Annotated in this window: 27 protein-coding genes, 2 tRNA genes and 1 pseudogene; 15 read left to right on the forward strand and 15 right to left on the reverse strand. The window is 31.9% G+C overall.

Going from position 1 to position 26,334, the window contains the following annotated elements; translation table 11 throughout:
* Positions 1-311: 311 nt before the first annotated feature.
* The 4 genes from rpsT to proS form a co-directional block, all read right to left on the reverse strand.
* The gene (gene rpsT, locus ACQYZ7_RS00225; protein ID WP_028891217.1) at positions 312-563 is read right to left on the reverse strand and encodes a 30S ribosomal protein S20; all 252 of its coding nucleotides are present in this window, start codon (positions 561-563) and stop codon (positions 312-314) included.
* A gap of 34 nt (positions 564-597) precedes the next feature.
* A tRNA-Glu gene (locus tag ACQYZ7_RS00230) sits at positions 598-669 on the reverse strand.
* Between the two features lie 113 nt (positions 670-782).
* A tRNA-Glu gene (locus ACQYZ7_RS00235) sits at positions 783-854 on the reverse strand.
* Between the two features lie 75 nt (positions 855-929).
* Positions 930-2,408, reverse strand: coding sequence for a proline--tRNA ligase (gene proS / locus ACQYZ7_RS00240; RefSeq protein ID WP_430727817.1), 1,479 nt, complete (start codon positions 2,406-2,408; stop codon positions 930-932).
* Positions 2,409-2,554: 146 nt separating this feature from the next.
* On the opposite strand from proS, the gene ACQYZ7_RS00245 reads away from it, so the two are divergent.
* From ACQYZ7_RS00245 to ACQYZ7_RS00265, 5 genes are all read left to right on the forward strand, one after another.
* Complete coding sequence (locus tag ACQYZ7_RS00245; RefSeq protein ID WP_430727818.1) at positions 2,555-3,859, forward strand: hypothetical protein; 1,305 nt, start codon at positions 2,555-2,557, stop codon at positions 3,857-3,859.
* 46 nt (positions 3,860-3,905) lie between these two features.
* Positions 3,906-5,258, forward strand: a complete 1,353-nt coding sequence (locus ACQYZ7_RS00250) for an OmpP1/FadL family transporter (RefSeq protein WP_430727819.1) — start codon at positions 3,906-3,908, stop codon at positions 5,256-5,258.
* Between the two features lie 100 nt (positions 5,259-5,358).
* Positions 5,359-6,252, forward strand: coding sequence for a NifU family protein (locus tag ACQYZ7_RS00255; RefSeq protein WP_430727820.1), 894 nt, complete (start codon positions 5,359-5,361; stop codon positions 6,250-6,252).
* A 24-nt stretch (positions 6,253-6,276) separates the two neighbouring features.
* Positions 6,277-7,005: a bifunctional demethylmenaquinone methyltransferase/2-methoxy-6-polyprenyl-1,4-benzoquinol methylase UbiE gene (gene ubiE / locus ACQYZ7_RS00260; RefSeq protein WP_430727821.1), complete on the forward strand. Its 729-nt coding sequence runs from the start codon at positions 6,277-6,279 to the stop codon at positions 7,003-7,005.
* 1 nt (position 7,006) lies between these two features.
* Positions 7,007-7,702, forward strand: a complete 696-nt coding sequence (locus ACQYZ7_RS00265) for a porin family protein (RefSeq protein ID WP_430727822.1) — start codon at positions 7,007-7,009, stop codon at positions 7,700-7,702.
* Between the two features lie 285 nt (positions 7,703-7,987).
* Here the strand turns inward: ACQYZ7_RS00265 and ACQYZ7_RS00270 are convergent, their stop codons facing one another.
* The 3 genes from ACQYZ7_RS00270 to ACQYZ7_RS00280 are packed head-to-tail and all read right to left on the reverse strand — an operon-like array spanning position 7,988 to position 9,611.
* Positions 7,988-8,806 (reverse strand): mechanosensitive ion channel family protein, encoded by an 819-nt coding sequence (locus ACQYZ7_RS00270; RefSeq protein ID WP_430727823.1) that lies wholly within the window; start codon positions 8,804-8,806, stop codon positions 7,988-7,990.
* Positions 8,807-8,849: 43 nt separating this feature from the next.
* Complete coding sequence (locus ACQYZ7_RS00275; RefSeq protein ID WP_430727824.1) at positions 8,850-9,035, reverse strand: hypothetical protein; 186 nt, start codon at positions 9,033-9,035, stop codon at positions 8,850-8,852.
* A 6-nt stretch (positions 9,036-9,041) separates the two neighbouring features.
* A complete protein-coding gene (locus tag ACQYZ7_RS00280; RefSeq protein WP_430727825.1) occupies positions 9,042-9,611 on the reverse strand; it encodes an RNA polymerase sigma factor in 570 nt (189 codons plus the stop codon).
* A gap of 217 nt (positions 9,612-9,828) precedes the next feature.
* Here ACQYZ7_RS00280 and ACQYZ7_RS00285 point away from each other — a divergent pair, with 217 nt between their 5' ends.
* Complete coding sequence (locus ACQYZ7_RS00285; RefSeq protein WP_028891227.1) at positions 9,829-10,692, forward strand: sigma-70 family RNA polymerase sigma factor; 864 nt, start codon at positions 9,829-9,831, stop codon at positions 10,690-10,692.
* Between the two features lie 150 nt (positions 10,693-10,842).
* Positions 10,843-11,499 carry a ribulose-phosphate 3-epimerase gene (gene rpe / locus ACQYZ7_RS00290; protein ID WP_430727826.1) on the forward strand — a complete coding sequence of 219 codons (657 nt, stop codon included), beginning with the start codon at positions 10,843-10,845 and terminating at the stop codon, positions 11,497-11,499.
* Between the two features lie 120 nt (positions 11,500-11,619).
* Here the strand turns inward: rpe and ACQYZ7_RS00295 are convergent, their stop codons facing one another.
* Complete coding sequence (locus tag ACQYZ7_RS00295; protein ID WP_430727827.1) at positions 11,620-11,772, reverse strand: hypothetical protein; 153 nt, start codon at positions 11,770-11,772, stop codon at positions 11,620-11,622.
* A 125-nt stretch (positions 11,773-11,897) separates the two neighbouring features.
* A complete protein-coding gene (locus tag ACQYZ7_RS00300; RefSeq protein WP_430727828.1) occupies positions 11,898-12,317 on the reverse strand; it encodes a CBS domain-containing protein in 420 nt (139 codons plus the stop codon).
* 142 nt (positions 12,318-12,459) lie between these two features.
* On the opposite strand from ACQYZ7_RS00300, the gene ACQYZ7_RS00305 reads away from it, so the two are divergent.
* From ACQYZ7_RS00305 to ACQYZ7_RS00340, 8 genes and pseudogenes are all read left to right on the forward strand, one after another.
* Positions 12,460-13,092 (forward strand): Crp/Fnr family transcriptional regulator, encoded by a 633-nt coding sequence (locus tag ACQYZ7_RS00305; protein WP_430727829.1) that lies wholly within the window; start codon positions 12,460-12,462, stop codon positions 13,090-13,092.
* A gap of 47 nt (positions 13,093-13,139) precedes the next feature.
* A pseudogene (gene trxA / locus ACQYZ7_RS00310) lies at positions 13,140-13,456 on the forward strand (thioredoxin).
* A 75-nt stretch (positions 13,457-13,531) separates the two neighbouring features.
* Positions 13,532-14,860 carry a cytochrome ubiquinol oxidase subunit I gene (locus tag ACQYZ7_RS00315; RefSeq protein ID WP_430727830.1) on the forward strand — a complete coding sequence of 443 codons (1,329 nt, stop codon included), beginning with the start codon at positions 13,532-13,534 and terminating at the stop codon, positions 14,858-14,860.
* A gap of 2 nt (positions 14,861-14,862) precedes the next feature.
* Positions 14,863-15,939 (forward strand): cytochrome d ubiquinol oxidase subunit II, encoded by a 1,077-nt coding sequence (gene cydB / locus ACQYZ7_RS00320; RefSeq protein ID WP_430727831.1) that lies wholly within the window; start codon positions 14,863-14,865, stop codon positions 15,937-15,939.
* Between the two features lie 116 nt (positions 15,940-16,055).
* Entirely contained in the window at positions 16,056-17,369 is a 1,314-nt protein-coding gene (locus ACQYZ7_RS00325) for a TolC family protein (RefSeq protein ID WP_430727832.1), read from the forward strand.
* Positions 17,370-17,389: 20 nt separating this feature from the next.
* Complete coding sequence (locus ACQYZ7_RS00330) at positions 17,390-18,463, forward strand: efflux RND transporter periplasmic adaptor subunit (RefSeq protein WP_430727833.1); 1,074 nt, start codon at positions 17,390-17,392, stop codon at positions 18,461-18,463.
* 80 nt (positions 18,464-18,543) lie between these two features.
* Positions 18,544-21,750, forward strand: a complete 3,207-nt coding sequence (locus ACQYZ7_RS00335; protein WP_430727834.1) for an efflux RND transporter permease subunit — start codon at positions 18,544-18,546, stop codon at positions 21,748-21,750.
* Between the two features lies 1 nt (position 21,751).
* Complete coding sequence (locus ACQYZ7_RS00340) at positions 21,752-21,940, forward strand: YgaP family membrane protein (RefSeq protein WP_028891241.1); 189 nt, start codon at positions 21,752-21,754, stop codon at positions 21,938-21,940.
* A gap of 4 nt (positions 21,941-21,944) precedes the next feature.
* Here the strand turns inward: ACQYZ7_RS00340 and ACQYZ7_RS00345 are convergent, their stop codons facing one another.
* The 6 genes from ACQYZ7_RS00345 to ACQYZ7_RS00370 form a co-directional block, all read right to left on the reverse strand.
* Entirely contained in the window at positions 21,945-22,748 is an 804-nt protein-coding gene (locus ACQYZ7_RS00345) for a zinc-dependent peptidase (RefSeq protein WP_430727835.1), read from the reverse strand.
* A 157-nt stretch (positions 22,749-22,905) separates the two neighbouring features.
* Positions 22,906-23,808: a DUF5777 family beta-barrel protein gene (locus ACQYZ7_RS00350; RefSeq protein ID WP_430727836.1), complete on the reverse strand. Its 903-nt coding sequence runs from the start codon at positions 23,806-23,808 to the stop codon at positions 22,906-22,908.
* 52 nt (positions 23,809-23,860) lie between these two features.
* On the reverse strand, positions 23,861-24,412 hold the full coding sequence (locus tag ACQYZ7_RS00355; protein ID WP_430727837.1) for a YceI family protein: 552 nt from the start codon (positions 24,410-24,412) through the stop codon (positions 23,861-23,863).
* 2 nt (positions 24,413-24,414) lie between these two features.
* Positions 24,415-24,840 (reverse strand): OB-fold protein, encoded by a 426-nt coding sequence (locus ACQYZ7_RS00360; protein WP_430727838.1) that lies wholly within the window; start codon positions 24,838-24,840, stop codon positions 24,415-24,417.
* A 15-nt stretch (positions 24,841-24,855) separates the two neighbouring features.
* On the reverse strand, positions 24,856-25,200 hold the full coding sequence (locus ACQYZ7_RS00365; protein ID WP_430727839.1) for a c-type cytochrome: 345 nt from the start codon (positions 25,198-25,200) through the stop codon (positions 24,856-24,858).
* Positions 25,201-25,275: 75 nt separating this feature from the next.
* Positions 25,276-26,139 (reverse strand): COG4315 family predicted lipoprotein, encoded by an 864-nt coding sequence (locus ACQYZ7_RS00370; RefSeq protein WP_430727840.1) that lies wholly within the window; start codon positions 26,137-26,139, stop codon positions 25,276-25,278.
* Between the last annotated feature and the right edge of the window lie 195 nt (positions 26,140-26,334).

Raw genomic sequence — 26,334 nt, forward strand, 5'->3', positions numbered from 1 at the left:
GAACTCCTCTTCCGTTTTTTTAGCTATGGTAGCTCTTCTTTATCGGTTTTACACTACTTTTATTTATTTTCATCCGTTTAGATACTCATAAAAATACAACTGGAAATCAACTCAATCCTTGTAGTGAAATACTCCTTACTTTTCATCCTTTATCTTATAAGGATGTATAATATAATTAACTATGCTTAAAACGTGTAGTATCATCTAATGATATTATCATTTCTATGCTATAGTTTCAAAACACTTTTAACCCAAAAAAAAACGCTTCGATAAAATCGAAGCGTTTTAACTATTAACTAACCTTAAAACTCTTATAAAGCTGCAACGTGTTTAGCCAATTTAGACTTTAAATTTGCTGCTTTATTCTTATGAATAATGTTGTTCTTTGCTAATTTATCTAGCATAGATACAACAGTCGAAAACATTCCTTCTGCTTCCTTCTTATCTTCTGTAGCTCTTAATTTCCTAACAGCATTACGAGTTGTCTTGTGCTGATATTTATTTCTTAAGCGCTTTGCTTCGTTACTTCTAATTCTCTTTAATGCTGACTTATGATTTGCCATTATACTAATGCGTTAATTGTTTATAAAAAACTTGTAGTCCGTACGGGAATCGAACCCGTGTTACCAGGATGAAAACCTGGCGTCCTAACCCCTAGACGAACGGACCAAAACAATCATTCTGATTGCGGGTGCAAATATACAATTCTTTTTGTTATTTGCAATTAAATTTATTTTTTTTATTTCTTTTCTTTTCACTCTAAAAAGAAACAAAAGAACTTGTAGTCCGTACGGGAATCGAACCCGTGTTACCAGGATGAAAACCTGGCGTCCTAACCCCTAGACGAACGGACCAAAACAATCTTTTTTGCGATTGCGGGTGCAAATATAAAAACTGTTTTTTATTGCACAAAGCTTTTTTTTATTTTTTTAATATGCTTTTGCAAAAAGTACTCTTTTTGTTGAAGGTTTACCTGTTAAAACACATACTCCCTCCTCTTCTTTTGCATCATTAGGAATACACCTTATAGTAGCTTTTGTTAACTCTTTAATCTTGTCTTCAGTTTCAATAGTACCATCCCAATGAGCAGAAACAAATCCTCCTTTGTTTTCAATCACTTTTATAAACTCCTCAAAAGAGTTCACTTCAGTAATATGTTCATCTCTGAATGTTAGTGCTTTATTAAAAATATTTTCTTGTATCTCTTCTAATAAGTTTGCTACAATATCTACAACCTCATCTCTAGAAACAGTTTGCTTTTCAAAAGTATCACGACGTGCTACTTCTACAGTACCGTTTTCTAAATCACGTTTTCCCATTGCAATTCGCACAGGAACTCCTTTCAATTCGTATTCAGCAAATTTTGCTCCTGGTCTGTAAGTATCTCTATCATCAAACTTTACAGAGATTCCTTTAGCTCGTAACTCTTTTACAATTACATCAACTTTCTCAGAAATAGCATTTAATTGCTCTTCCCCTTTATATATAGGTACAATTACAACTTGAATTGGTGCTAATTTTGGAGGTAATACTAAACCAGCATCATCAGAGTGTGTCATTATCAGTCCACCTATTAAACGCGTTGACACCCCCCAAGAAGTAGCCCATACATATTCTTGTTTTCCTTCTTTAGATGTGTATTTTACATCAAACGCTTTTGCGAAATTCTGACCTAAAAAGTGTGAAGTTCCAGCTTGTAAAGCTTTTCCATCCTGCATTAATGCTTCTATTGTTAAAGTATCGTCTGCCCCTGCAAAACGTTCACTTTCACTTTTTGCCCCTTTAACAACAGGCATTGCCATAAACTCTTCAGCAAAAGTTGCATAAACCTCTTGCATTTGCTTTGCTTCAGCTATTGCTTCTGCCTTTGTTGCATGCGCCGTATGACCTTCTTGCCATAAAAATTCTGCAGTACGTAAAAATAAACGCGTACGCATTTCCCATCGTACAACATTTGCCCATTGATTAACTAACAACGGTAAATCTCTATGCGATTGAATCCAACCTTTATAAGTATTCCAAATAATTGCTTCAGAAGTAGGACGAACAATCAACTCTTCTTCTAATTTAGCTTCAGGGTCTACACGTAATTTACCTTCATTATCTGGATCATTTTGTAAACGATAATGCGTAACTACCGCACATTCCTTTGCAAAACCTTCTGCATTTTTTTCTTCTGCTTCAAACAAACTTTTAGGTACAAAAAGGGGAAAATAAGCATTTTGATGTCCTGTTTCTTTAAACATTCTATCTAATTCTTTCTGCATGTTTTCCCAAATTGCAAATCCGTAGGGCTTTATTACCATACAACCTCTTACCGCTGAGTTTTCAGCTAAATCGGCTTTTACAATCAATTCGTTATACCATTTCGAGTAATCTTCGGCTCTTTTTGTTAAATGTTTGCTCATAATCAAAAGTTTGGCATAAATATTGTTATTTTTTATGCGTAAATTGTGTCTGCAAAACTACATTAAAAAGGTAACAAGCCCAACAAAGAACTAATTTTTTGCAGCTCATAAAAAAACAATTTGCTTTAATCTAAAATAAAAAAGTCATGAAGCTACATTACACCAAAACCAAACTCCCTTTTTATATCCTATCATTTTTGATGGCAGCTACATTTATATCTTGTGGTTCTGCACAAACGGTTACTGGTAGTGATGATGGTATTTATGCTGATGATATAGAACAACCTCAACGTAGAGTGATTGTTACCGATGATCGTGCATATGATGAATATCAAGAAAATTATTTCACCAAAGAAGTAGAACGTTTAGATGTTTTAAATGGTACTGACATTTTCACTGATATAGAAAGTTATAAATCTGAAAATGCGGACTCTTATGATGACGAAGATATTATTTATGAAGAGGAACCTGAAACAAGAATTACATACAACGAAAATGAACCTTGGGGTTATTCTGATAATAATGATGTAGTTATCAACATCAATACTTATCCAAGATGGGGTTATTATAACGACTGGTATTGGGATTATGGCTACGGATACAATTATCATAGACCTTGGTGGAGATCTCGTTACTATGGCGGTTGGGGATACAACTCTCAATGGCACCCTTACCACTGGAATTCTGGATTTTATGTTGGTTTAGGTGGAGTTTATTATAACTCTTACTGGAACTCTCCTTATTACAGATACAATCATTACAGACCATATAGATACTATAATAATCATTATTATAGACGTCCTTATAGAGGTGCTAACTATTATAGAGGTCACAGAACTGCAACAACTTCTAGAAGAGGTTACACTTCTGGTCGTAGAGGAACTACAACTTCAAGACGCTCTTCTAATGTTTACAGAAGAAGCAATAGTAGAACCTATCGTAATAATAACAATACCCGTTCTACAAGAAATACGCGAGGTTATAACACAAGAAGAGGAAATAGTTCTAACAATAGAAGTATTAAACGATCAACTAGAACAAGAAGTTACAACTCTAATGGTAACAGATCTACTCGTAGCTACAGAAGTACACCTCGTTCTACAAGAAGCTCAAGAGGAAATTCTAGAGCTTCTAACAATAATAATATTCGTCGATCAACACCTGTTAGAAACCCTAGAAGCTATACTAAAAGAGAGCAAAGTTCTAATAGATCTGTTAGAAAATCGACTTCTCCGAGAAGCTCAAGAAGTTACTCAAAGTCAACCAAAAATAGCAGAAAAAATTATGCTTCGCGCAAAAGCAGTAACACAAGAAAATCTAGAAGTTACTCAAAACCTTCTAAAAGCACTCGTAGTTATTCAGCTCCATCAAGAAGCACTAGAAGTAATTCTTCTGCAAGAAGTAGCTCAAGAGGAAGTAGCAGAAGCTCATCAAGAAGTTCTAGAAGATAACCTTAAGACCGATTTCAAGATAAGTTTTTAACGAATTAATGAAAAAATGAAAAGAATTTTAACCTTCGCGATAATTATCGCTAGTACGTATACTGCCTACTCGCAATCTTTAGGCTACAATGATTTAGGAATTTTATTTTCAAAAGACGATAATTATGGAACTGCTCGTTTTGAAGCAATGAGTGGAGCCTTTGGAGCTTTAGGTGGCGACATTTCAGCTTTTGGAATTAACCCAGCTGGTAGTGCCGTTGCTATTAAAAGTACTTTTGGAGTAACTTTAGGTAATAGAAACACTACTTATACAGCTAATTATTACGGAAATACGGTAGAAACGGAAGATGATTTTTTTAATATTACTCAAGCTGGTGGTATTTTATCTTTTGACTCTGCTCATAACTCTGATTGGAATCGTTTTGCTTTAACTTTTAATTATAGAATTAAAAAAGACTTTAGTGGATTCCATGCTGCAGAAGGTAATAGTCAATATCTAACATATAATGAACATATTGCTGACTCTAAACCTGTAAAGACTCAGTTTGACAGAAGTATCAATCAATACAACTCAAGTTTTATAGATGGTGAATCTAGTGTATTTAGTTTGGGGTTCTCCTCTGTTCATCAAAATAAATTACATGTTGGTATGTCTTTAAATTTTCATGATTTAGAATTTTATAGAGAGTATTTATTTAACGAAATAAATGATGATGTAGACGGAAACATATTAGATGTAGAGAATTATACTGAAAGCTATATACAAGGAACAGGTTTTTCTATCGGATTAGGATTTATTTATAAGTTCAACCAAAACATTAGGTTAGGTTTAGCTTATGAGACTCCTACTTGGTATCAAGAAGTCTTTGAAGATTATTACGATGAACTTCTAATGAAAGAAGTTGAAAACCTAAGTATTCCACAAGACCTAGATATTATCGGTCCCGAATCATTTGTATACAAGTTTAAATCTCCTAGTAGACTAACTGCAAGTGGGGCGTATGTTATTGGTAAAAAAGGGCTAATCAGTTTGGACTATACATATAAAAATTTCAAAAGTATAAAGTATAGTGATGGTAATTTTTCTGAATTCAACGCTAATTTCTCAAACAATTATCGTAACACACACGCTGTAAACATAGGTACGGAATGGCGTTTTGACAAAATGAGTGTTCGAGGTGGTTATCACTACGAAAAAGACCCCAATTTACTTTTAGGAGGTAACACAAACGATGATAATATACATGGTTTTTCCGCTGGTTTAGGTTATAATTTCGGCAACATGAAAGTAGACTTAAGCTATAGTAAATCAGATAACAATCAATATTATACAATTTACCAAAATAGCGACTTAAATATAGAAAACAATACATCACGAATCTCTGGAACAATTACTTTCAGTTTATAATTCGTAGAAAAATATATAATAAAAGTCCTGCTTAAAGCAGGACTTTTATTATATACATATCTCAGTTTTTTACCGTAATTTTGCTTCTTATTTACAACTTATGAGTTCAATAAAAATAAACATACAAGAAACTAATAACGAAACCATTCTAAAGTTTGTTAGTAGCAAAATTTTAGTCAACGGTGGTAGTTATGAATATAACAACATAGACGAAGCTAAAAACTCTCCTTTAGCACAACAACTTTTTTATCTTCCATTTGTAAAAAAAGTATTAGTTACAGCTAACTTTATTGCTATTCAACGATATGATATTGTTGAGTGGAGCGATGTTGAAGAAGAGGTTCGCGAGCAAATAGAAGCTTATATACAAAGTGATAGTCCTATAGTAAAAGAAGAAACTACTAAGAAAGACGCTGTTGAGGTATATGCGGAAGTTACTCCAAACCCAGCAGTAATGAAATTTGGAACCAACAAAGCTTTAACACAGACTGATGTTGAGTTCAAAAACATTGAAGAAGCTAGTAAATCTTCTCCTTTAGCGCAAGCATTATTTAGCTTTCCTTTTGTAAAAGAGATTTTTATTTCTGAAAACTACATATCAATCACAAAGTATGATATGATTGACTGGAACGAGGTGTACCAAGAAGTACGTACCTTTATTCGTAGTTATATACAGGAAGGTAAGAAAATAATTACTGAACTACCTAAACAACAAACTACACAAAACGTTGAAGTTCCTAAAGAAAGTTTAACAGATACTGAAGCTAAAATTGTTGATATTTTAGATGAGTATATAAAGCCTGCAGTAGCTTCTGATGGTGGTAATATCGCATTTCAATCATACGATGCCGAGAACAAAAGAGTGAGTGTTGTTTTACAAGGAGCTTGTAGTGGTTGTCCATCATCAACAGTAACATTAAAAAATGGTATTGAAACTATGCTTAAAGAAATGTTACCTAACCAAATTAATGAAGTAGTTGCCATTAACGGGTAATTCACCGTAAACCAAATAAAACATATGTCTGAAAAGATCAAACCATATAAAAATTCTGAATTAGGAAAGAAAGAGCAAGTTGCTCAAATGTTTGACAATATTTCTGAGGATTACGACGGATTAAATCGTGTTATTTCTTTAGGAATTGATGTTAGTTGGCGTAAAAAAGTAGTAAAATTAGTAGGAGAAAATAATCCGCAACAAATTTTAGATATAGCAACTGGTACAGGTGATTTAGCTTTGATGATGTCTGAATTAAATCCTGTGAAGATTGTAGGCTTAGATATTTCTGAAGGAATGCTGCAAGTAGGAAGACAAAAAATAGCTAAAGCTAACTTATCAAATAAAATTAAAATGATAGTTGGAGATAGTGAAAACATTCCGTTTCCTGATAATACTTTTGATGCAGTTACTGTTTCTTTTGGAGTTAGAAACTTTGAAAATTTAGATAAAGGTTTAACCGAAATATTACGTGTATTAAAACCTGAAGGTAAGTTTGTGGTATTAGAAACCTCAAACCCAACTAAATTTCCTTTTAAACAAGGGTATAAATTGTATACTAATTTTATTTTACCTATTATTGGTAAACTCTTTTCAAAAGACAAAGTTGCTTACTCTTATTTATCAGAAACAGCAAATTCTTTTCCTTTTGGAAAGGCTTTCAACAATATTTTACAAAAAAACGGGTTTAAGAATGCAAAGAATATACCTGTAACATTTGGTGTTGCATCAATTTATACCGCTTTAAAATAGTATGTTAAAAAAGCTTTTACTTTTCGGAATTTTAGTAGCGTCCTTATCTACGCAAGCACAAAGAGAAAAAATATTAAAACTTCCTAGTTTTGACAAACCTCTTTTTCACTATGGGTTTTACTTAGGTGCTAATAACAATGGTTACAAACTTTCTTATGCCCCTAGTGATTTTGACGATGCTGAAATTGAAGTAGAATCATCTATTGGTTTCAATGTAGGTTTAATTGCAGACTTAAGGTTACACAATAACATTAACTTACGTTTTGAACCAGGGCTAATGTCTAACACAAAAACATTACGTTTTAAACATATTCCAGGTGCAGAAAATGTAAATACTCGTGAAGTAGGTGCCACTTACCTACACTTACCTCTCCTTTTAAAACTAAGTACAAATAGGCTTAATAATATGAGACCTTATGTAATAGGGGGGCTTTCGTACGACCATAATTTTTCAAGTAACGAAAGAAATAGTGATGACAACTTTGCTGGTGAGTTTAGAACCACGACGAACAATTTCATGTATGAAGTTGGTATTGGTGTTGATCTTTACTTAAGTTATTTTAAGTTTTCTCCCTCAATAAGAGGTGTTTTTGCTATTAATAATGAAGTTAAATATGATAACAAGGCTTCTCAATGGACAGATCCTATTAATTTTTTAGGAACTAGAGGAGTATTTTTACATTTAGCTTTTGAATAAGGTTTTTATTTAATATACATACAATAAAAAAAGGCTTTCTAAATTTAGAAAGCCTTTTTACATTTAAAAATAATATGAAGTCCCCCGAATTCTTATTACTCTATACTTGTTAGACACACTTTATTTTTTAAGGTCACATTTTTCGCAAAAAAAAGACCGCAATTTGCGGTCTTGTTTCATAAAGATTGCTCTTTATTAGTTGGATAGAAGTCCCCCGAAATCTATCGTACTGTTAAAAACATTGTTTTTAGCGTTTTCAAAGATATAAAAAAATGTTAATTTTAATTATTTTTTTATAACTATTTTATTATCAACCACATCTTTAATTGGTAGAATAACCTTTCCTTTTTCCGTATTAATTGTAATACATATATTATCTATAGCTACCACAACCCCTTCTACATCATTTATTGTAACTCTTTCTCCTATTGAAATATTTTTTCTCGAATAATAACCAAAAAGTAATCTTGAAACAGCATCTCTAGCACCAAATCCAAAAGCTAAAGTAAAAGCTAGTAATACAGATCCTATTAAAAGAGTTAAATTACTTTTTATTACTGACGTATCTACTCCTGCTTGATCTAATGCTGTTATAGATAAAAACACAACAATTAGATAAAAAGCAACATTCCCTACAAGGTTCCCTCCAGAAACTTCAATAGATTTAAACATGGATTGAATAGCTTTTTTAACCATAGTTCCTAAGTAAGCTCCTCCAACAAAAATACCTACCGCTGTTAATAAGTTTGGTAAATAAGCAAAAAAGCTTCTAATTCCCTCAGACACTACAGTTAACCCAAACATTTCAGCACCAACCATAACAAAAACAAAAATCAAAAACCACTTTAGCACAGCCAAAATAACATTGGTAAGTACAATGTTTATTGTACTGCTCCCAAAAATTTCTGTCTGTCTAAGCTTCTTTGACCATTCATCTATTTTAGTTTTTGCTAATGCTTTTCTTACAAGGTATAAAAAGACCTTTATAACAAGCCAAGAAATAAACACAAAAGCTAAAAAGCCTGCTACTGTTGGCAATGAATCTACTATATCTTGAAAAATATCCTTAAAAGGCGTTAAAAAATCTATCTTTAAAAAACTCATAATCTTTATGTATAGTGATATATTTGGTTAGTTTAAATTACTTTCACTTCTTTTTTCCATTTGGTTCTGTACCTCCTATTAAATCGACTATCGCATTAGGGTATTTAACCACGAATAAATCAGCCATATCTATTGATAGCTTTATCATTGCCACATCATTAAGCACCTTATCTTTTAGTACTTCTGGCAATTCTTCATTATGTAATATTTTTTTAAATGGATTATCCATAATTTATTACAATTCGTTATACGCTTTCACCACTTTTTCTTTAGCTCTTTTTAATCGCATCTTTACTGCGCTTTCACCCAAATCTAATCCTATTGAAATATCTTTAATGCTCATTTCATCTTGATACTTCATTAATAAGATCATTTTTTCTGAAGGAGAAATCATTTCTAGTGCTTTAGCTAATTTATCTGATTTTAACTCAAATAGTGTAGCGTCGTCAATATCATCAATATTACTTTCCTCTCTTATCTCATCTGTTACTACTGTTACCTTTTCTTTTTTCTTCTCTTTATTTCTCTGTACATAATTAACACAAAAATTGTAAGTAAAAGAATACAACCAAGTAGAAAACTTCGATTTTCCTTTAAAGGTTCTCAATTTAACAAATAAACGAATAAACACATCATGCGTTAAGTCTTGGGCCTCCTCTTTACTTTTGGAAAATCCATAGCACTTATTATACACCACGCCAGCGTAACGATCGTATAAAACAGCAAACAAATGAGTATCATTTTTCTCTACTATTTTACGAACTAAATCTTCGTCGCTTATTTTTTTTACATCAATACTCTCCAATGGGCAGTATAGTTAGTTTCCTTCTTAGTTATACATTAATTAGACACCTACTCTACTACGTGGTCACCTAATTATTGCTTAAATAACAAATTTTAACATTTATTTAACAAAGAGACGGAATTTTTAAAGAAATACAAAAAACTTTGTAACATTATTCTAATTGCATACGTATAAGATAATGTAGACTGATTGATAAATTAAAATACAATTGAAGTAGATGAGACAGCTTAAAATTACAAAACAGGTTACTAATAGAGAAACCGCGTCTTTAGATAAATATTTGCAAGAAATAGGAAAGGTAGATTTAATTACTGCTGATGAAGAAGTTGAATTAGCACAAAGGATTAAAGCTGGTGACCAAAGAGCTCTTGAAAAACTAACCAAGGCCAACTTACGTTTTGTGGTATCGGTTGCTAAACAATACCAAAATCAAGGTTTAACATTACCTGATTTAATTAACGAAGGTAACTTAGGGTTAATTAAAGCTGCGAAACGTTTTGATGAAACTCGTGGTTTTAAATTTATATCGTATGCTGTATGGTGGATTCGTCAATCTATTTTACAAGCTTTAGCTGAACAATCTCGTATTGTACGTTTACCATTAAACAAAATTGGTTCTATTAATAAAATTAATAAGATGTATGCTTTCTTAGAGCAAGAAAACGAGCGCCCACCAAGTGCTGAGGAAATTGCCAAGAAATTAGACATGACTGTTAATGATGTTAAAGAGTCAATGAAAAACTCTGGTCGTCACGTATCAATGGATGCTCCTTTAATAGAAGGTGAAGATTCTAACTTATATGACGTATTAAACTCGGGTGAATCACCAAACCCTGATAAAACTTTACTACACGAATCTTTACGTATTGAGATTAATCGTGCATTAGAAACGTTAACACCTCGTGAGGCTGATGTAGTAAAATTATACTTTGGTTTAGGTGAGCACCAACCAATGACTTTAGAAGAAATCGGTGAAACATTTGATTTAACTCGTGAACGTGTACGTCAAATTAAAGAAAAAGCTATCAGAAGATTAAAACATACATCTCGTAGTAAAATTTTAATGACTTACTTAGGTTAATAATATAAACAACAACAAATAGTTATCGTAACTATTCGTTTTTTGATTAATGAATGAAAGCTCTCAAATTTGAGAGCTTTCTTTTTGGTTTTAATGCTCTTAGTTTTAACTATATTTGCACTAAATAACAACGCAACAACTTATATATTAATGGAAAAACTTGTAGCCCCATCAATTTTAGCGGCTGATTTTGGAAACCTACAACGTGATGTTGAAATGGTTAATGATAGTAAAGCAGATTGGTTTCATATTGACATTATGGACGGTGTTTTTGTTCCAAATATTTCTTTTGGAATGCCAGTTTTAAAGTCAATTACAAAACACGCTAATAAAACAATTGATGTACACTTAATGATTGTAGATCCTGATCGCTACATTCAAACTTTTGCAGATTTGGGTGCCGACATTTTAACGGTACACTATGAAACTTGTACACACTTACACAGAACTGTTCAGGCAATAAAAGCAACTGGTATGAAAGCTGGGGTTGCTTTAAACCCACATACACCTATCGCAGTTTTAGAAGATATTATTAAAGATTTAGATTTAGTTTGTATTATGAGTGTAAATCCAGGATTTGGAGGACAATCATTCATTGAAAATACTTACAAAAAAATTCAACAGTTAAAAAACTTGATTCAATTTAGTGAATCTTCTACTCTAATTGAAATTGACGGTGGTGTAACTGACCAAAACGCTAATAAACTTGTAGAAGTTGGTGCTGATGTGTTAGTTGCTGGTAGTTTTGTTTTCAAAAGTGATAATCCTACCGAAACAATTGAAAATTTGAAAGCTATTATAAATTAAAAGTCAAAGCGTATTTAGAAATATTTCTAAATACGCTTCTGGTTTAACAGCCCTATAATCCCTTAAAGGGGTTACTAAATATGAATAGTAAATATTAATGTAATCTTGTTTAGAATGGTTTTATACTCCTCCACAATATACTTCATTCATACAAATATAACCTGGAGGAAGAGGTTCACACTTAGTACACATAACATACGTCCATCCTCCTTGAATAGTTTTTTGTTCTGATTTATTCAAAACCGAACCTAAATTTGAAATGTTTTTTAACATGATAAAGTATTTTGAGTTTCTCAAAAATAAATTCTACAAAACAATTAAACTCAAAATAAACCATAATAAAAGTATGGTTTTACCATAAATTTCAACTTTTCATATTTCCTTATTTAGAAGAAAAGCTAAAACTGTTCTAATAGGTAATAAATTAAATCGGTGGTAGTTACAATTCCAACCAGTTCATTATTATCAACCACAGGCAAAGCATGAAACTCCTTTTTTGCTAGAATTTCTGCAATTTCTTTAATTGTAGCACTAGAGTTCACAGTTTCTAAGTTTTTAGCCATCACTTGGTCTATTGTAAACATATTATATACTACAGTATCAACGTCGGTTTCATTTTCATCAACTGCATCTGCAAAACTTATTCGTAATAAATCTGTATAACTTAACATTCCTTTTATTTCATTTCCACTAACTACCGGAATATGTCTTATATTCTCTTTTTTAAATATTTTCTCCGCAGTCATTAAATCATCAGTACTACTTAATGTAATTACATCTTTAGTCATTATAACTGAAACTGGTGTTCTTTTTTTCATTCTTATAAAGTTTTGTGTTATTATTTACTTCAAATTTCAGTAATAAAAACAAGTATAAACCTGATTAAAATCATAGATTATCATCTATTTTATTTCTATCTAAAATGTAATTAATTAACTATTTTTACAAAAACATTTTATCTTGATAGAAGATTTACATAAATACTACAGTTATTTATTTGAGGAAGCACTATTAAAAGAAATAGCAGATGTTGCTATAGCCAAAGAAGTAAAAGCTAATGAAGTTATTATTGATATTGGTAGTTACATTACCTCTATCCCTCTGTTATTAAGTGGTGCTATAAAAATTTTACGTGAGGATAAAGAAGGTGACGACTTGGTCTTATATTATATCGAAAAAGGAGACACTTGTGCCATGACACTTTCGTGCTGTATGGAACAAACAAAAAGCAAAATTAAAGCAGTCGCTGAAACAGATGTAAAACTATTAATGATTCCTAAGCAAAAAATGAGCGAGTGGCTTAGTAAATATAAAAGCTGGCAAGAGTTTATTTTACATAGCTACCATAGCAGATTACAGGAGTTTATTGATGCTATCGATACTATTGCCTTTTTAAACATGGATCAACGATTATTAAAGTATCTAAAAGACAAAGCTTTAGTAAATCAAAACGAAACAATTAGCGTAACACATCAACAAATAGCTAACGATTTACACACTTCTAGAGTGGTTATTTCAAGACTTTTAAAAGCCTTAGAAAAACAAGATAAAATAGAACTACATAGAAATCAGATTAAAGTGTTAGAACTTTAACCTTGTAACTTAAGTTACATTTTTTACAAGAGAATCGTTCTACCTTTATGGTAAAAATTAGAACGATGAGTAAATTTTCTGAAATTATTAAAGAAGATAAACCTGTTTTGGTTGATTTCTTTGCTGAATGGTGTGATCCATGTAAAATGATGGCTCCTATTTTAAAAGAGATAAAAGAAGATTTAGGAGAAAATGTTATTATCTTAAAATAGATATTGATAAAAATCCACAAATAGCAAATACCTACCAAATTAGGGGTGTCCCTACCTTTATGCTCTTTAAAGGAGGCAAACTATTATGGAGACAATCAGGAATGTTATATAAGAACGATTTGATTAGTATTATTAATAGCCATGTGAAATAATATCATTATTTTTATTCCTCTTTATTACTTCTAAAAAAACGTTCTTATTTAATAACCTCATAAACAATCTTCGGTATGGAAGACATGCTCTTTTATGATAGAATGCAGTTTGCTTTCACTATTACTTTTCACTACTTATTTCCACAATTAACTATGGGACTATCGCTAATGATAGTCTTCTTTAAATGGAAATTTTTAAGAACTAAACTTGAAAAATACAACGATGCTGCTAAGTTTTGGATGAAAATCTTTGCTTTAAACTTTGCCATGGGAGTGGTTACTGGGATTCCTATGGAATTTCAATTCGGAACTAACTGGGCTAAGTTCTCCGAGCTTACTGGTGGTATTATAGGTCAAACATTAGCTATGGAAGGAATGTTTTCTTTCTTCCTAGAATCTTCCTTTTTAGGATTGTTTTTATTTGGTGAAAAAAAGCTTGGACATAAACTTCATTTTTTAACTGGATTCCTTGTCTTTTTAGGTTCTTGGGCAAGTGGTTTTTTAATCATTGCTACACATTCTTGGATGCAAAATCCTGTAGGCTATGAAATACTAGCCAACGGTAAGTTTGTACTAAATAACTTTTCAGCCTTATTCTCAAACCCGTGGTTATGGCCTTCTTATTTACACAATCAGGCAGCCTCTTTAGTTACCAGTTCTTTTGTAGTTGCTGGTATTGGAGCTCTTTATCTTTTAAACAAAAAGCACTTAGAGTTTGGTAAATTATTTTTAAAAACTGGAGTTGTTTTCGGAGTTGTAGCTTCTATTTTAGTTGCTTTTCCTACAGGCGATTTAGCGGCTAAAAATGTAGTAAAACATCAACCTGTAACTTTTGCAGCTATGGAAGGAATATTTGAAACAGAAAAAGGAGGCTCTGAAATAGTTCTAATTGGACAACCAAACATGCTGGAGAAAAAATTAGACAACAAAATAGCAGTTCCTAACATCTTAAGCTTTTTAACCTATCAAGAATGGAATGCAGAAATTAAAGGACTAAATGAATTTGATAAAAAAAACTACCCAACAAACATACCTGGTTTATATTATGCATATCATATAATGGTAGGTTTAGGAACTATTTTTATTGCTTTGATGCTTGCCAGTATTGTTCAATTATTCAGAAAAAAATTATACCAAACAAAATGGATTTTATGGTCTTTACTATTTATAATTCCATTCCCATATATTGCCAATACTACTGGTTGGTATACAGCTGAACTAGGACGTCAACCTTGGTTAGTTTATAATTTACTACGAACATCTGCTGGTGCATCGCCTACGGTATCCTCAGGAAATACTTTATTCACTCTTTTAGGATTTATCGGTTTGTATTTATTATTAGGAATGTTATTTCTAATTTTAGCAGGAAAAATCATTAACAAAGGACCCCAAACAACACATTAATTATGGAGCTATTTTGGTATATAGTATTAGTTACAATGCTAGCTATTTATGTTATTTTAGATGGTTATGATTTTGGCGCAGGAATTATTCATTTATTCTTTGCAAAAAAAGAAGAAGATAAGAAGAAGGTCGTAAAAGCAATAGGACCTTTTTGGGATGCAAACGAAGTATGGTTAATTGCTGCTGGAGGTATTCTTTTTTTTGCTTTTCCTACTTTATACGCCTCTTCATTTAGTGGTTTTTACCTTCCTTTAATAATGATTTTATGGTTGCTTATTTTTAGAGCTATTGGTTTAGAACTTCGCGGACAAATACATAATAAAATATGGGAAAGCATTTGGGATAAAGCTTTTGGAGTTTCTAGCTTACTTCTTGCCTTATTTTTTGGAGTAGCATTAGGAAATGTTGTACGTGGTGTTAATCTAGGAAATGTTGTAGATGGGGTTTCAACTCATGAATCACATTATTTCTTCCTTCCTTTGTGGAATTCGGAATTCTCTCCTCATTCTGAAATACTAGGTGTTATTGATTGGTTTACTTTACTTCTAGGAATTATTGCTGTAGTATCACTAACAATTCATGGTGCCAACTGGATTATTTTCAAAACTAATGCTAATATTAATAACCAACTAAAAAAAGTTGTTTTTTCCCTTTCTTTTGTTTTATTAGGCTTGGTGATTATTTCAATAATTACTTGGCATATTATTGAGCCTAAACCATTTCATAACTTTATAAAACATCCTTTTCTTTGGGTATTCCCATTGATGACTTTTATAGGATTATTTGGCTTATTCAAAGTAAAAAAGTACACAAAACACATAACTGGATTTTTATATTCTTCTTTATTTTTATTAGGAGGTTTGGCAACTACGGTAGCATCTATTTTCCCTAAAGTTTTACCTTCAACTAATAATATAAACCCAGATTTAACTATTTACAATGTAGCTGCTGATGAATACGGATTGTCAGTTGGTATGAATTGGTTTTTTATAGCTGCAATATTGGTCATCGTTTATTTTGTTATTCAGTATAAAGTTTTTAAAGGAAAAATGGATGACATAGACTACGGTGAACACTAGCCTACCATAACATAAACTTGCTTAAGACATACCTATTAAAACCATACAACTATGTAACTAAAGTTACTGACTACCATCTATGTTGCCACTAAATTTGCTGTTATAAAACAGTAAAAATGAAAACATCATATATAAGTTTATTTACGGTGGCACTTTTTATATCTGCTGCTACCCTAGCTCAAACTAAAACTTCCATTTCAAAAAGTGAAGTTTTAAAAAAAGTTCAGGAAAATAACACCTCATTAAAAATATCTGAGCAAAACTATCAGCAAGCACGTGCCAATTATAAGCAAACCAATGCTGTATTCTTACCAAATATTACTGCCTCTCATACAGGAATTGTAACAACCAATCCATTAATGGCATTTGGTAGTAAGTTGAATCAGGAAATTTTAACACAGGCAGATTTCAATCCTGATTTATTAAACAATCCGAAACGAACACAAAACTTCGCTACTAAAATTGAAGTACAACAACCTTTAGTGAATTTAGACGGTATTTACCAACGTAAAGCTGCTAAAACTAAAATGGAAGCAACCAACTTGCAAACGCAACGTACTCAAGAATATTTGTTACTTGAAGTAGAAAAAGCATACATACAATTGCAATTATCTCACAAGGGAGTTTCAGTATTAGAAAAAGCCTTAAAAGCTGCAGAAGCAAACCAACAAATGGCAGAAAACAGCTTTAAGCAGGGATATTTACAACGTGCAGATGTACTAGCCGTTGAAGTTCGAGTTACCGAAGTAAAAAATCAGTTACAAACAGCAAAAAGCAATGTACTAAATACTTCTAACTACTTGTCTTTTTTAATGAATGAAACACAAAACAACATTTATGAACCTTCAGATAGTTTGCAAGTACACTTAACGAATCAGCTGGCTGACGTTACTATTTCTGAAAACCGTTCAGATATTAAAGCAATGGAATTAGCTTCTGAGGCTTATCAAAAAATGCACAAAGCAGATAAAATGGATTTTCTTCCTCGCTTAAATGCTTTTGGTAGTTACGAATTATATGATGATAAAATTTTCAATGCAAATGCAAGTGGTTACGTAATAGGAGCGCAATTAACTTGGGATATTTTCAAAGCCTCTAAACGCTACGGAAAAGCGCAAAAAAGTAAAGCGCAGTATGAAAAGTCTAAATTAGAATACGAACAGTACAAATCTAAAAGTCAATTAGAATTAAACAATACTAAACGATTGTTAAACGATGCTGAGGAACAATTAAAGTTAACCGAATTGGCCTTACAACAATCAGAAGAAGCCTTACGAATCAGAAAAAACAGATTCAAAGAAGGACTAGAGAAAACGGCCGATTTATTAATGGCTGAAACACAATACGCTCAAAAACAACTAGAATATTACCAAACCATATATCAATACAACTATACCAAAGCTTATTTAGATTTTTTAACTAAAGAATAATCAACAGTAAAAACGAACAAATGAAAACTATATATACAATCGCCCTTGCCGCATCACTTTTAACATTAAGCTGTGGTAAAAAAGAAACAATAAACAATAACAACAAACCAACAGTAACTGTAAAAGTTACTAAAGTAACCGCTAATGATAACAATCCGTTTATAACAGCAAGCGGAAAAGTGGAAGCTACCAACAGTGCTGAATTAAGTACTCGTATGATGGGTTATGTAACTAACATACACGTAAAAGTTGGTGATAAAGTAAATAAAGGTCAATTATTATTATCTATCAATAACAGCGATTTACAAGCTAAGAAAGCTCAAGTAGAGGCTAACATTATTAAAGCGAAAGCAGGATTTTCAAGTGCTGAAAAAGATTACAATCGCTTTAAAAACTTATTTGAACAAAATAGCGCTTCTCAAAAGGAGTTTGACGATATCACTGTTCATTACAATGTTGCCAAAGCTAATTTAGAAGCTGCAAAACAGATGAGAAATGAAATCAATTCTCAGTTTGCTTACACGAATATCAGAGCCCCATTTTCAGGAGTGGTAACTAACAAATTTATTGATAAAGGTACAATGGCGAATCCTGGAATGCCTTTAATTTCTGTAGAAGGAAAAGGCGGATTTGAAGTTACTGCGTTAGTACCAGAAAGTGATATTTCTCAAATTAAAAAGGATACTAAGGTTGATGTAACTATCAAATCAATCAACAAAACAGTTACAGGTAACGTATCAGAAGTAAGTACCTCAGCAAAAAACACAGGAGGACAATACTTAGTTAAAATTAACCTAGATAAAACCGATGTGAAATTGTTATCAGGAATGTTTGCTACGGTTCAGTTTCCTGTTGAAAAAACACAAAAAAGTACTGACATGGTTTTAATTCCGTCAGAAGCTTTAGTACACAAAGGACAACTATCAGGAATTTATACGGTAAGTCAAAGTAATACTGCTGTGTTGCGTTGGTTACGCTTAGGAAGAACTTTTGGAGATCAAGTAGAAGTTTTATCAGGTTTATCTGCCAATGAAAATTATATCGTTTCTTCTGAAGGTAAACTTTACAACGGAGCGAACATTACAATTCAATAAAATCAATTTGAAAATTTGAAAATGAACCAATCACCCCCATTTTCAAATCAACAAATCAACAAATTTTCAAATTATATAAAATGAAAGAAGGTTTAGCAGGAAAAATAGCCAAAGGGTTTATAGGCTCTAAACTTACCATATTATTAATGGTAGTGTTTATGGTAATTGGTGTGTACAGTTCTTTTTTAATTCCGAGAGAAGAAGAACCACAGATTGATGTGCCAATGGCTGACATTTTTGTAGGGTATCCAGGAGCGAGCCCTACAGAGGTAGAATCGAGAGTTATCAAACCCTTAGAAAAAATAATTTCGAACATCAAAGGAATAGAGTACGTATACTCTACTTCGATGAAAGAACAAGGAATGGTCATTGTTCAGTTTTATGTGGGAGAAGACATCGAACGCTCGTTTGTAAAACTATACAATGAGATTAACAAACATATGGATCAAATGCCGAAAGGTGTTACGATGCCTTTGGTAAAAACACGTGCAATTGATGATGTACCTATGTTAGGGTTGACATTATGGAGTGAAAACTATGATGACTATCAACTAAAACAAATGGCACAAGAACTCACCAACGAAATCGAAAAGGTAAACGATGTAGCGATTACTCAAAAAATTGGAGGTAGAAATCGTGAAGTACGTGTGGTCGTAGATAAAGATAAATTAGCCGCTAGTGGGCTAGACTTTTTATCGGTTACTGAAATGCTAAAAGCCAGCAATCAGCAACTGAGTGCTGGAAGTTATGATAAAAATGATACCGAGTTTTTAGTAACTACAGGGAAGTTTTTACAATCTGCTGAAGATGTTAAAAACTTAGTCGTTGGTGTACAACAAAATCAACCAATTTATTTAAAACAAGTTGCGAACGTACTAGACGGTCCAGAAATTCCTAAAAACTATGTAAGTTTTGGGTACGGACAAGCGAGTAGTAATGCTTCGACATATCAATCAGAATATCCAGCGGTAACCATATCGGTAGCTAAACGAAAAGGTGCAGATGCAATGCAAATTGCCGATGTTATTTTAGCTAAGGTTGATCATTTACGCACCAACTTAATTCCTGATGATGTACATGTTGAAGTTACACGTAACTATGGTGAAACAGCCTCACAAAAAGTATCAGAATTATTATTACACTTAATCGGTGCAATTATCGCCGTAACTTTAGTCGTAATGTTAGCCATGGGATGGCGAGGTGGTTTAGTGGTATTCTTATCAGTTCCCATCACTTTTGCGCTTACCTTGTTAAGTTACTACATGTTAGATTATACCTTAAACAGAATTACCTTATTTGCTTTGGTATTTGTAACAGGTATTGTCGTAGATGATTCCATTATTATTGCCGAAAACATGCACAGGCATTTTAAAATGAAACGACTACCGTTTAAGCAAGCTGCCTTATATGCTATTAACGAAGTAGGTAATCCAACTATATTAGCCACCTTTACAGTAATTGCTTCGGTGTTGCCAATGGCGTTTGTATCTGGGTTAATGGGACCTTATATGAGTCCGATGCCAATTGGAGCCTCAATCGCTATGATTTTATCACTGTTTGTTGCATTAACGATTACTCCGTATTTAGGATATATTTTCTTACGCGAAAAAGACAAGCACGGTACAGAGGAAAAGGTAGAAGAAGATGAAGCTAAAGCAATGCAAAGTACATTGATTTATAAGTTGTATGATAAATTCGAGCGCCCACTTATTGAAAACAAAACCAAACGCTGGACATTCTTAGGAATCACTATTCTTTTATTGCTAGGTTCTATGTCGTTATTCTTTACCAAATCGGTAGCTGTAAAAATGTTGCCTTTTGATAACAAGAACGAATTCCAGGTAGTAATTGACATGCCTGAAGGTACCACATTGGAGCGTACCGATGCTGTAACCAAAGAAATTGCGCAGTACTTAGCTACACGACCAGAAGTAGTAAACTACCAAAGTTATGTGGGTACTTCTGCCCCTATTACCTTTAACGGATTGGTTCGTCATTACGATTTACGTGGTGGTAGTAATATGGCAGATATTCAGGTAAACTTGGTTGACAAAAAAGATAGAAGTGCACAAAGTCATGATATTGCCAAATCGATGCGTGCTGATATTCAAAACATCGCTAAAAAGTTTAAAGCTAATGTAAAATTAGTAGAAGTTCCACCAGGACCACCTGTATTATCAACTATTGTTGCGGAAGTATACGGACCAGATTATGACAAGCAAATTGAAATTGCCAACGAAGTTCAAAACATCTTACACAATACCAACGATGTCGTAGATATTGATTGGATGGTAGAAGACAATCAAACTGAATATGAGTTTGTGATCGACAAGGAAAAAGCAATGCTTTATGGTGTGGCACCTCAGCAAATTGCTTACACATTGAATATGGCATTGTCTAACAGAGCGGTTTCAACCTTATATGATGAAGACGCTTCTAATCAAGTAGGAATTGTGTTTGCTTTGGATGAGAAAGAGAAGTCTTCTGTTCAAGATATTGCTCAATTGCAGATTAAATCGCAACATGGTAACATGGTTTCGATAAGTGATTTGGTTACTGTTGAAGAAAAGAACAGTGCAAAAAGTATTTACAGAAAGAATCAAAAACGTGTAGTGTATGTAATGGCTGATATGGCTGGGGAATTAGAGAGTCCTGCCTATGCTATTTTAGGAATGGAAGAAAAGTTGAAAGAAATCCCACTTTCGAAGGGATATGAATTGAACGAATTATACATTAAACAACCCGATTTTGAAGATGATTACACCGTAAAATGGGATGGTGAATGGCAAATTACTTTAGAAGTGTTTAGAGATTTAGGAATTGCCTTTTTAGGAGTCATCATTATCATCTATATATTAATTGTAGGATGGTTTCAAAACTTTAAAGCTCCAATTGTAATGATGGTTGCAATTCCATTATCAATGGTAGGAATTATTTTAGGACATTGGATGATGGGCGCTTATTTTACAGCTACTTCATTTATTGGAATGATTGCTCTGGCAGGAATTATGGTACGAAACTCCGTCTTACTTATTGACTTTGTTAATTTACGTTTAGCAGAAGGAATTCCGTTAAAACAAGCTGTTATAGAAGCTGGTGCAGTACGTACCACTCCTATTCTACTAACTGCAGGTACGGTAGTTATTGGGGCATTTGTAATCTTATTCGATCCTATTTTCCAAGGATTAGCTATCTCTTTAATGGGAGGAACTATTACTGCAACTGTACTAACCTTATTGGTAGTACCATTAGTATACTATTTAATTGAACGTAAAAACTATAAATAAGATGAAAAATAGAATTGTACGTGGTATTGCTGGTAGTTTTATACTTATTAGTTTAATCTTAGCAATTAAAGTAAATATTAATTGGTTATGGTTTACTGCTTTTGTAGGTGCCAACTTATTACAATCATCATTAACTAAATGGTGTTTGATGGATGATATTTTAACCAAGGTTTTTAAAGTAAAAGAGTAACTATTTATACTACAGAATAGTTTAACATGAGTTGAATCTTTTTATACAATTGTGGAAATTGTTGCTGTAAGTCTTCTGGAGTTTCAAAAAAATGCTCCATAATTACAGCAACAAATTCCAATTTATTTGTCAATGCGTATTCTCTAAAATAACCTGATGATTTAATTTTTTCAGCATTCGCTTTATCATCCATAAAACTGGTTATTTCTTCAAATAAACGGTAATAAATTCGAGCACTTACATCTTTCGATTTTCTTCCATGAAAGGTTAAGGCATGAGAAAACTCATGAATTCCTAAGTTTAAATTATCATTCAATACAATATCTCCTAACAAAAAATCTTCCCAAGAAAACACAATAGATTTTAGTCTTGGGTTAAACTCTCCTTTATGATATTGTTTAGTTATTGTTGAATAAAAACTAGTGGGATATATTATAATTTTATCGAAAGTTGTTGTAAGATATTTACGCATTCCAAAAGTTAATTTAATATACGATGCTGCTATTAAAACTTTTGCTTCTGGAGTTAACTCAAAATCATCTCTTTCAACAAAATCATAGGTTCTGATAAACTTGGTCAATCGATGTTCAAAATATACTTTTTGTTTTTCATTTAGTTTTTTATAGAACCTTATATTTTCAACTAAAAATTCTTTCTTCTTTTTAGGTAGCTTCTTCTTTATTGGGTAAAAATGCACGAAAATAGGTTTGTTAAATATGTACACATAAATAGACTCTACAACATTAACTCCAATCCCTATAAAGGCTAGAAAAAAAGTGGTATATTTTATAAGAAAAATAGGTTTCATACTAATTAAAAAAAAGCTCTAATATAAGTCTATGTAACTTAAGTTACATTCTTAAGATTTCCTTTTTATTATTTTGCATCAGTTAAGCAACCTTTTCCCCAATATTTTCCTTGAATATAAAAAACAGCAAAGAGTTTATCTCCTGCTGTTTTCTTTTTTATTTTTTTTCTTCCTTAGGTTTTTTATGCCTTTTACCTATCTGAAAATCTCTAGAAATATTAAATCCAAAATGAATATCTCCTTTAAAAAAGTTTCCTGTAGTTTCGGTAATAAAACTATTTTCAATCATAGTTATAGCATTAGACAATATTAATTGAAATACATGTCCTCCTGTTTCTATATCAACACTAAAGGCTAATGAATTATGGGTGTCTATTGATTTTAGGGGGGTGATAGTATGAAAATACTCCGCATTTATAGATACCCTTTTACTTACTTTGTAGCGACCACCAGCCCCTATAACAAAAATATCATGGGGGTCAGAATTTATTGCAACAGTATTTCTGTGTATGTATGTAGGAGTAAGTTGTAAAGAAAATTCTTTACTGAACTTTCTAGCAATAAGTACTTGAGTAGTATAAAACAAACGATCATTAAAATCTGGTTCATTTTCTGGTTCGTAATTCTTTATAGTTTTTTTAGCAACACTACCAAATAATGACATACTAAAAGGAAACTTTTGTACCCCTGTTGATTGTTTTAAAAGCTTGTATTTAATGAAACCATCGTATGTTTTTTCATAAGAACTACGCCCTAGCCCTAATGTTAAGTTATCAGTAAAAGCATACTCTAAACCAAATCGAATATTTGAATCATCTAAACCAAAAAAATTATCAATTCCTTCGTTAATTCTACCAAACCTGTGGGAAATTAGAAACTCTAAAACTCCTTTTTTCCTGTTTTCTATCGATTGCCCATTTATGATTCGGGTTCCTTTAAATGTGGCTGATACAAATTCTTTTGTTTGTGGAGTTTCTTTATTTAAAATATCCATTAATTCCTGAGCGCTAGCTTGCTCACAGAAAATCAAAAAAAACAATAACTTTATTATATTTTTCATTTGAATTAAATTTTATTACATCAAGACTAATTAGATTAGCTTAATAGTCTTTTTAATTATATGGTGAGTGTTCAAGGCGAAAACTTACTTCTACCTCACGTGCTATATTATTACGTACAATGGCAGGAATCTTAATATTATAATCAGCAACAAGAATTATAAATTTTCCTTGTAACTCTATTTTAGTTTTATTTATGTACAATTTGCTTCGTATTGTTACTTGTTTTGTAACACCATGAATAGTTAATTTCCCTTCTATTTGAGCAATAGAGTTGTCTCCTCTTAAAATTTCTTCTAAGTTCTTTACTTTACCTGTAAAATAGGCTTTTGGAAATTGATCTGACTCTACATAGTTTTCATTAAAGTGTTCTTGCATAAGAGCTTTTTCAAAAGCAAAAGATTTCATTAATATTGTAATCGCTATATCTCCACTTGAAATATCTACAATACTCAAAACTTGGTTATTTTCTGCTTTTATATCCTCCACTTGAGTATGTGAGAAAAACGATATACTTCCTTGTTTGGTCAAATATCTTTCTTGTGCTAAAAGCGAGTTGTATAGTGTAAATACTAATGTTAAAGTAAATATTAAACGTATTTTCATTTTTATTTTTTAATAATAACAGATCTAACGAGAATCACATCCATCAAAAACCCCGTACAGATTCCTTTAATAGTAATTTCTTGCCCTTTTTTTAACCCTAAAACCATTCTATTTTCGGCAGGGTCCATATTACAACTAACAGTCTCTATAGCGTTACCTTGTCCTAGGATAATTACACTGTTACCGTTTGCTGTTTTAATATCTTTTATGGTTCCTTCAATTTGTATTATTCTATCGAGATATATAGAATTAGCCTTTTCCTCATTATTTTTAAACTCATTTATAATATACTCCGATGTTAGTTTGTAAGTAGGTTTTATCGTATTCACATCGGAGTGTGGCTTATTATATAGTTTTATTAATAAGAATAATCCTATGAAGAAACCTATAAGTATAATAATACCCACTATTTTTATAGTTCTATTCATTTGTATTCTTGTATTTTAGTTATTAGGTACTCCATTATCTACCCAGCAGGCAATTTGTTCGATTTCTTCTTGTGTTAACGATCCTTCTTTAGGCATTATACGGCTCTGAGTAAGCTGTTTTATCATAGAAGCATTGTTTTCTACTACCGAAAACACTCTAAAATCATATGGATGGTAAGAGCCATCATGACATTGAATACAATTATTATCTATAATAGGTTTAATAGTCGCTGAAAAAGAAAGGTCTGGGCTACATATAAAACTTGTAACTTCTTCCTCTACATTGTATTCGCAAGAAATAAAACTAAATAATAAGCATGCAATTATCCAATTAATAATGTTGTTGTTTTTAGCTTTCATTGTTTTTTAAAGTGATTAAAATAGAAGAAGAAATTCTTCTTCTATTTTATAATTATGCTTATGAAATTTACTTGATTATTCTGGTGCCACTCCAGTAGCATTATTTATAACTGGCCAAACACCTGGGTTAGGAACACTAACTCCTTTATTATCTCCTTTAGAGTTATCAGAACCAAAATAATATAAAGGCCATCCTTTAAAAGTTATTTGATCTTTCTTACCATGCACCTTTATCACATTAAAATCACTACTTTTTAGAACACTTGGAATTGCATTTAAATCATTAGAAAATATTGGCCATGCTCCATCATTAGAAAAGTCTTCAGAAGTATAAGTATTCGTATCATTTTTATCTGGTGCATACGCATACAGTGTATTTCCTTCTGAATCGGTAAGATATAAAGTCATTCCTTCACCCTCAGCAACATCTCCTTGGCTATCAATAATATAATTAACTCCATTGTTACCTACTAATTGAGCATTTACATACATAACTGAATAATCTGGTTTAGCTACATACCATACCTGATTTACTCCATCACCATTAACATCTCCCTTACTATTATCACCAACATAATAATATAATGGCCACCCTTTATATGTAGTTTGTTTAGCTCCATCCTTACGTGTTATAGTTCCAAAATCATTTGATTCTAGACCATTATCTAATTCTAAGTTTGACTCATAAAAAACAGGCCAAGCATCTAAACACCCCTCAATACATTCAGAAGTCATTTTAGAATCGTTAGAGAAAAAATACAATGTCATTCCACTAGCATCGGTCAAATATTTTCCATGGATAGTATCTTCAGATAGTAATACATTTTTTTCCGTTGTAGGGTTATCATCCGGAATATCAACTTCTGGATTAGAGTCATCACTACTACAACTATAAATTAGGCTTATTGTAACTGCTAGCAATAAAAATGTTTTTTTCATAATTAAAAATTTATATTAGATTTGTTCCCCGCAAATAAATATATCTTATGCTTTAGGTAGTAGTGAAAAGTAGGTGAAAAGGAAAAAAAAGCTACTAAAAAGGAAAAAAAGCACTTGAAAATTTGTTCATTTTTTAATCTTTCCCTTAAGATTACACCTATTAATTTCAATTCTGTGAATTTTATAAGTCAATTC

The organism is Tenacibaculum sp. SDUM215027 (assembly GCF_050566205.1).
In the GTDB taxonomy this organism is placed as follows: Bacteria; Bacteroidota; Bacteroidia; order Flavobacteriales; family Flavobacteriaceae; genus Polaribacter.

What these genes read in the sequence shown, in the direction of transcription:
- rpsT (WP_028891217.1), bottom strand. Translation starts at nt 563, where the DNA reads ATGGCAAATCATAAGTCAGCATTAAAGAGAATTAGAAGTAACGAAGCA.
- proS (WP_430727817.1), bottom strand. Translation starts at nt 2,408, where the DNA reads ATGAGCAAACATTTAACAAAAAGAGCCGAAGATTACTCGAAATGGTAT.
- ACQYZ7_RS00245 (WP_430727818.1), top strand. Translation starts at nt 2,555, where the DNA reads ATGAAGCTACATTACACCAAAACCAAACTCCCTTTTTATATCCTATCA.
- ACQYZ7_RS00250 (WP_430727819.1), top strand. Translation starts at nt 3,906, where the DNA reads ATGAAAAGAATTTTAACCTTCGCGATAATTATCGCTAGTACGTATACT.
- ACQYZ7_RS00255 (WP_430727820.1), top strand. Translation starts at nt 5,359, where the DNA reads ATGAGTTCAATAAAAATAAACATACAAGAAACTAATAACGAAACCATT.
- ubiE (WP_430727821.1), top strand. Translation starts at nt 6,277, where the DNA reads ATGTCTGAAAAGATCAAACCATATAAAAATTCTGAATTAGGAAAGAAA.
- ACQYZ7_RS00265 (WP_430727822.1), top strand. Translation starts at nt 7,007, where the DNA reads ATGTTAAAAAAGCTTTTACTTTTCGGAATTTTAGTAGCGTCCTTATCT.
- ACQYZ7_RS00270 (WP_430727823.1), bottom strand. Translation starts at nt 8,806, where the DNA reads ATGAGTTTTTTAAAGATAGATTTTTTAACGCCTTTTAAGGATATTTTT.
- ACQYZ7_RS00275 (WP_430727824.1), bottom strand. Translation starts at nt 9,035, where the DNA reads ATGGATAATCCATTTAAAAAAATATTACATAATGAAGAATTGCCAGAA.
- ACQYZ7_RS00285 (WP_028891227.1), top strand. Translation starts at nt 9,829, where the DNA reads ATGAGACAGCTTAAAATTACAAAACAGGTTACTAATAGAGAAACCGCG.
- rpe (WP_430727826.1), top strand. Translation starts at nt 10,843, where the DNA reads ATGGAAAAACTTGTAGCCCCATCAATTTTAGCGGCTGATTTTGGAAAC.
- ACQYZ7_RS00295 (WP_430727827.1), bottom strand. Translation starts at nt 11,772, where the DNA reads ATGTTAAAAAACATTTCAAATTTAGGTTCGGTTTTGAATAAATCAGAA.
- ACQYZ7_RS00300 (WP_430727828.1), bottom strand. Translation starts at nt 12,317, where the DNA reads ATGAAAAAAAGAACACCAGTTTCAGTTATAATGACTAAAGATGTAATT.
- ACQYZ7_RS00315 (WP_430727830.1), top strand. Translation starts at nt 13,532, where the DNA reads ATGGAAGACATGCTCTTTTATGATAGAATGCAGTTTGCTTTCACTATT.
- cydB (WP_430727831.1), top strand. Translation starts at nt 14,863, where the DNA reads ATGGAGCTATTTTGGTATATAGTATTAGTTACAATGCTAGCTATTTAT.
- ACQYZ7_RS00325 (WP_430727832.1), top strand. Translation starts at nt 16,056, where the DNA reads ATGAAAACATCATATATAAGTTTATTTACGGTGGCACTTTTTATATCT.
- ACQYZ7_RS00330 (WP_430727833.1), top strand. Translation starts at nt 17,390, where the DNA reads ATGAAAACTATATATACAATCGCCCTTGCCGCATCACTTTTAACATTA.
- ACQYZ7_RS00335 (WP_430727834.1), top strand. Translation starts at nt 18,544, where the DNA reads ATGAAAGAAGGTTTAGCAGGAAAAATAGCCAAAGGGTTTATAGGCTCT.
- ACQYZ7_RS00340 (WP_028891241.1), top strand. Translation starts at nt 21,752, where the DNA reads ATGAAAAATAGAATTGTACGTGGTATTGCTGGTAGTTTTATACTTATT.
- ACQYZ7_RS00345 (WP_430727835.1), bottom strand. Translation starts at nt 22,748, where the DNA reads ATGAAACCTATTTTTCTTATAAAATATACCACTTTTTTTCTAGCCTTT.
- ACQYZ7_RS00350 (WP_430727836.1), bottom strand. Translation starts at nt 23,808, where the DNA reads ATGAAAAATATAATAAAGTTATTGTTTTTTTTGATTTTCTGTGAGCAA.
- ACQYZ7_RS00355 (WP_430727837.1), bottom strand. Translation starts at nt 24,412, where the DNA reads ATGAAAATACGTTTAATATTTACTTTAACATTAGTATTTACACTATAC.
- ACQYZ7_RS00360 (WP_430727838.1), bottom strand. Translation starts at nt 24,840, where the DNA reads ATGAATAGAACTATAAAAATAGTGGGTATTATTATACTTATAGGTTTC.
- ACQYZ7_RS00365 (WP_430727839.1), bottom strand. Translation starts at nt 25,200, where the DNA reads ATGAAAGCTAAAAACAACAACATTATTAATTGGATAATTGCATGCTTA.
- ACQYZ7_RS00370 (WP_430727840.1), bottom strand. Translation starts at nt 26,139, where the DNA reads ATGAAAAAAACATTTTTATTGCTAGCAGTTACAATAAGCCTAATTTAT.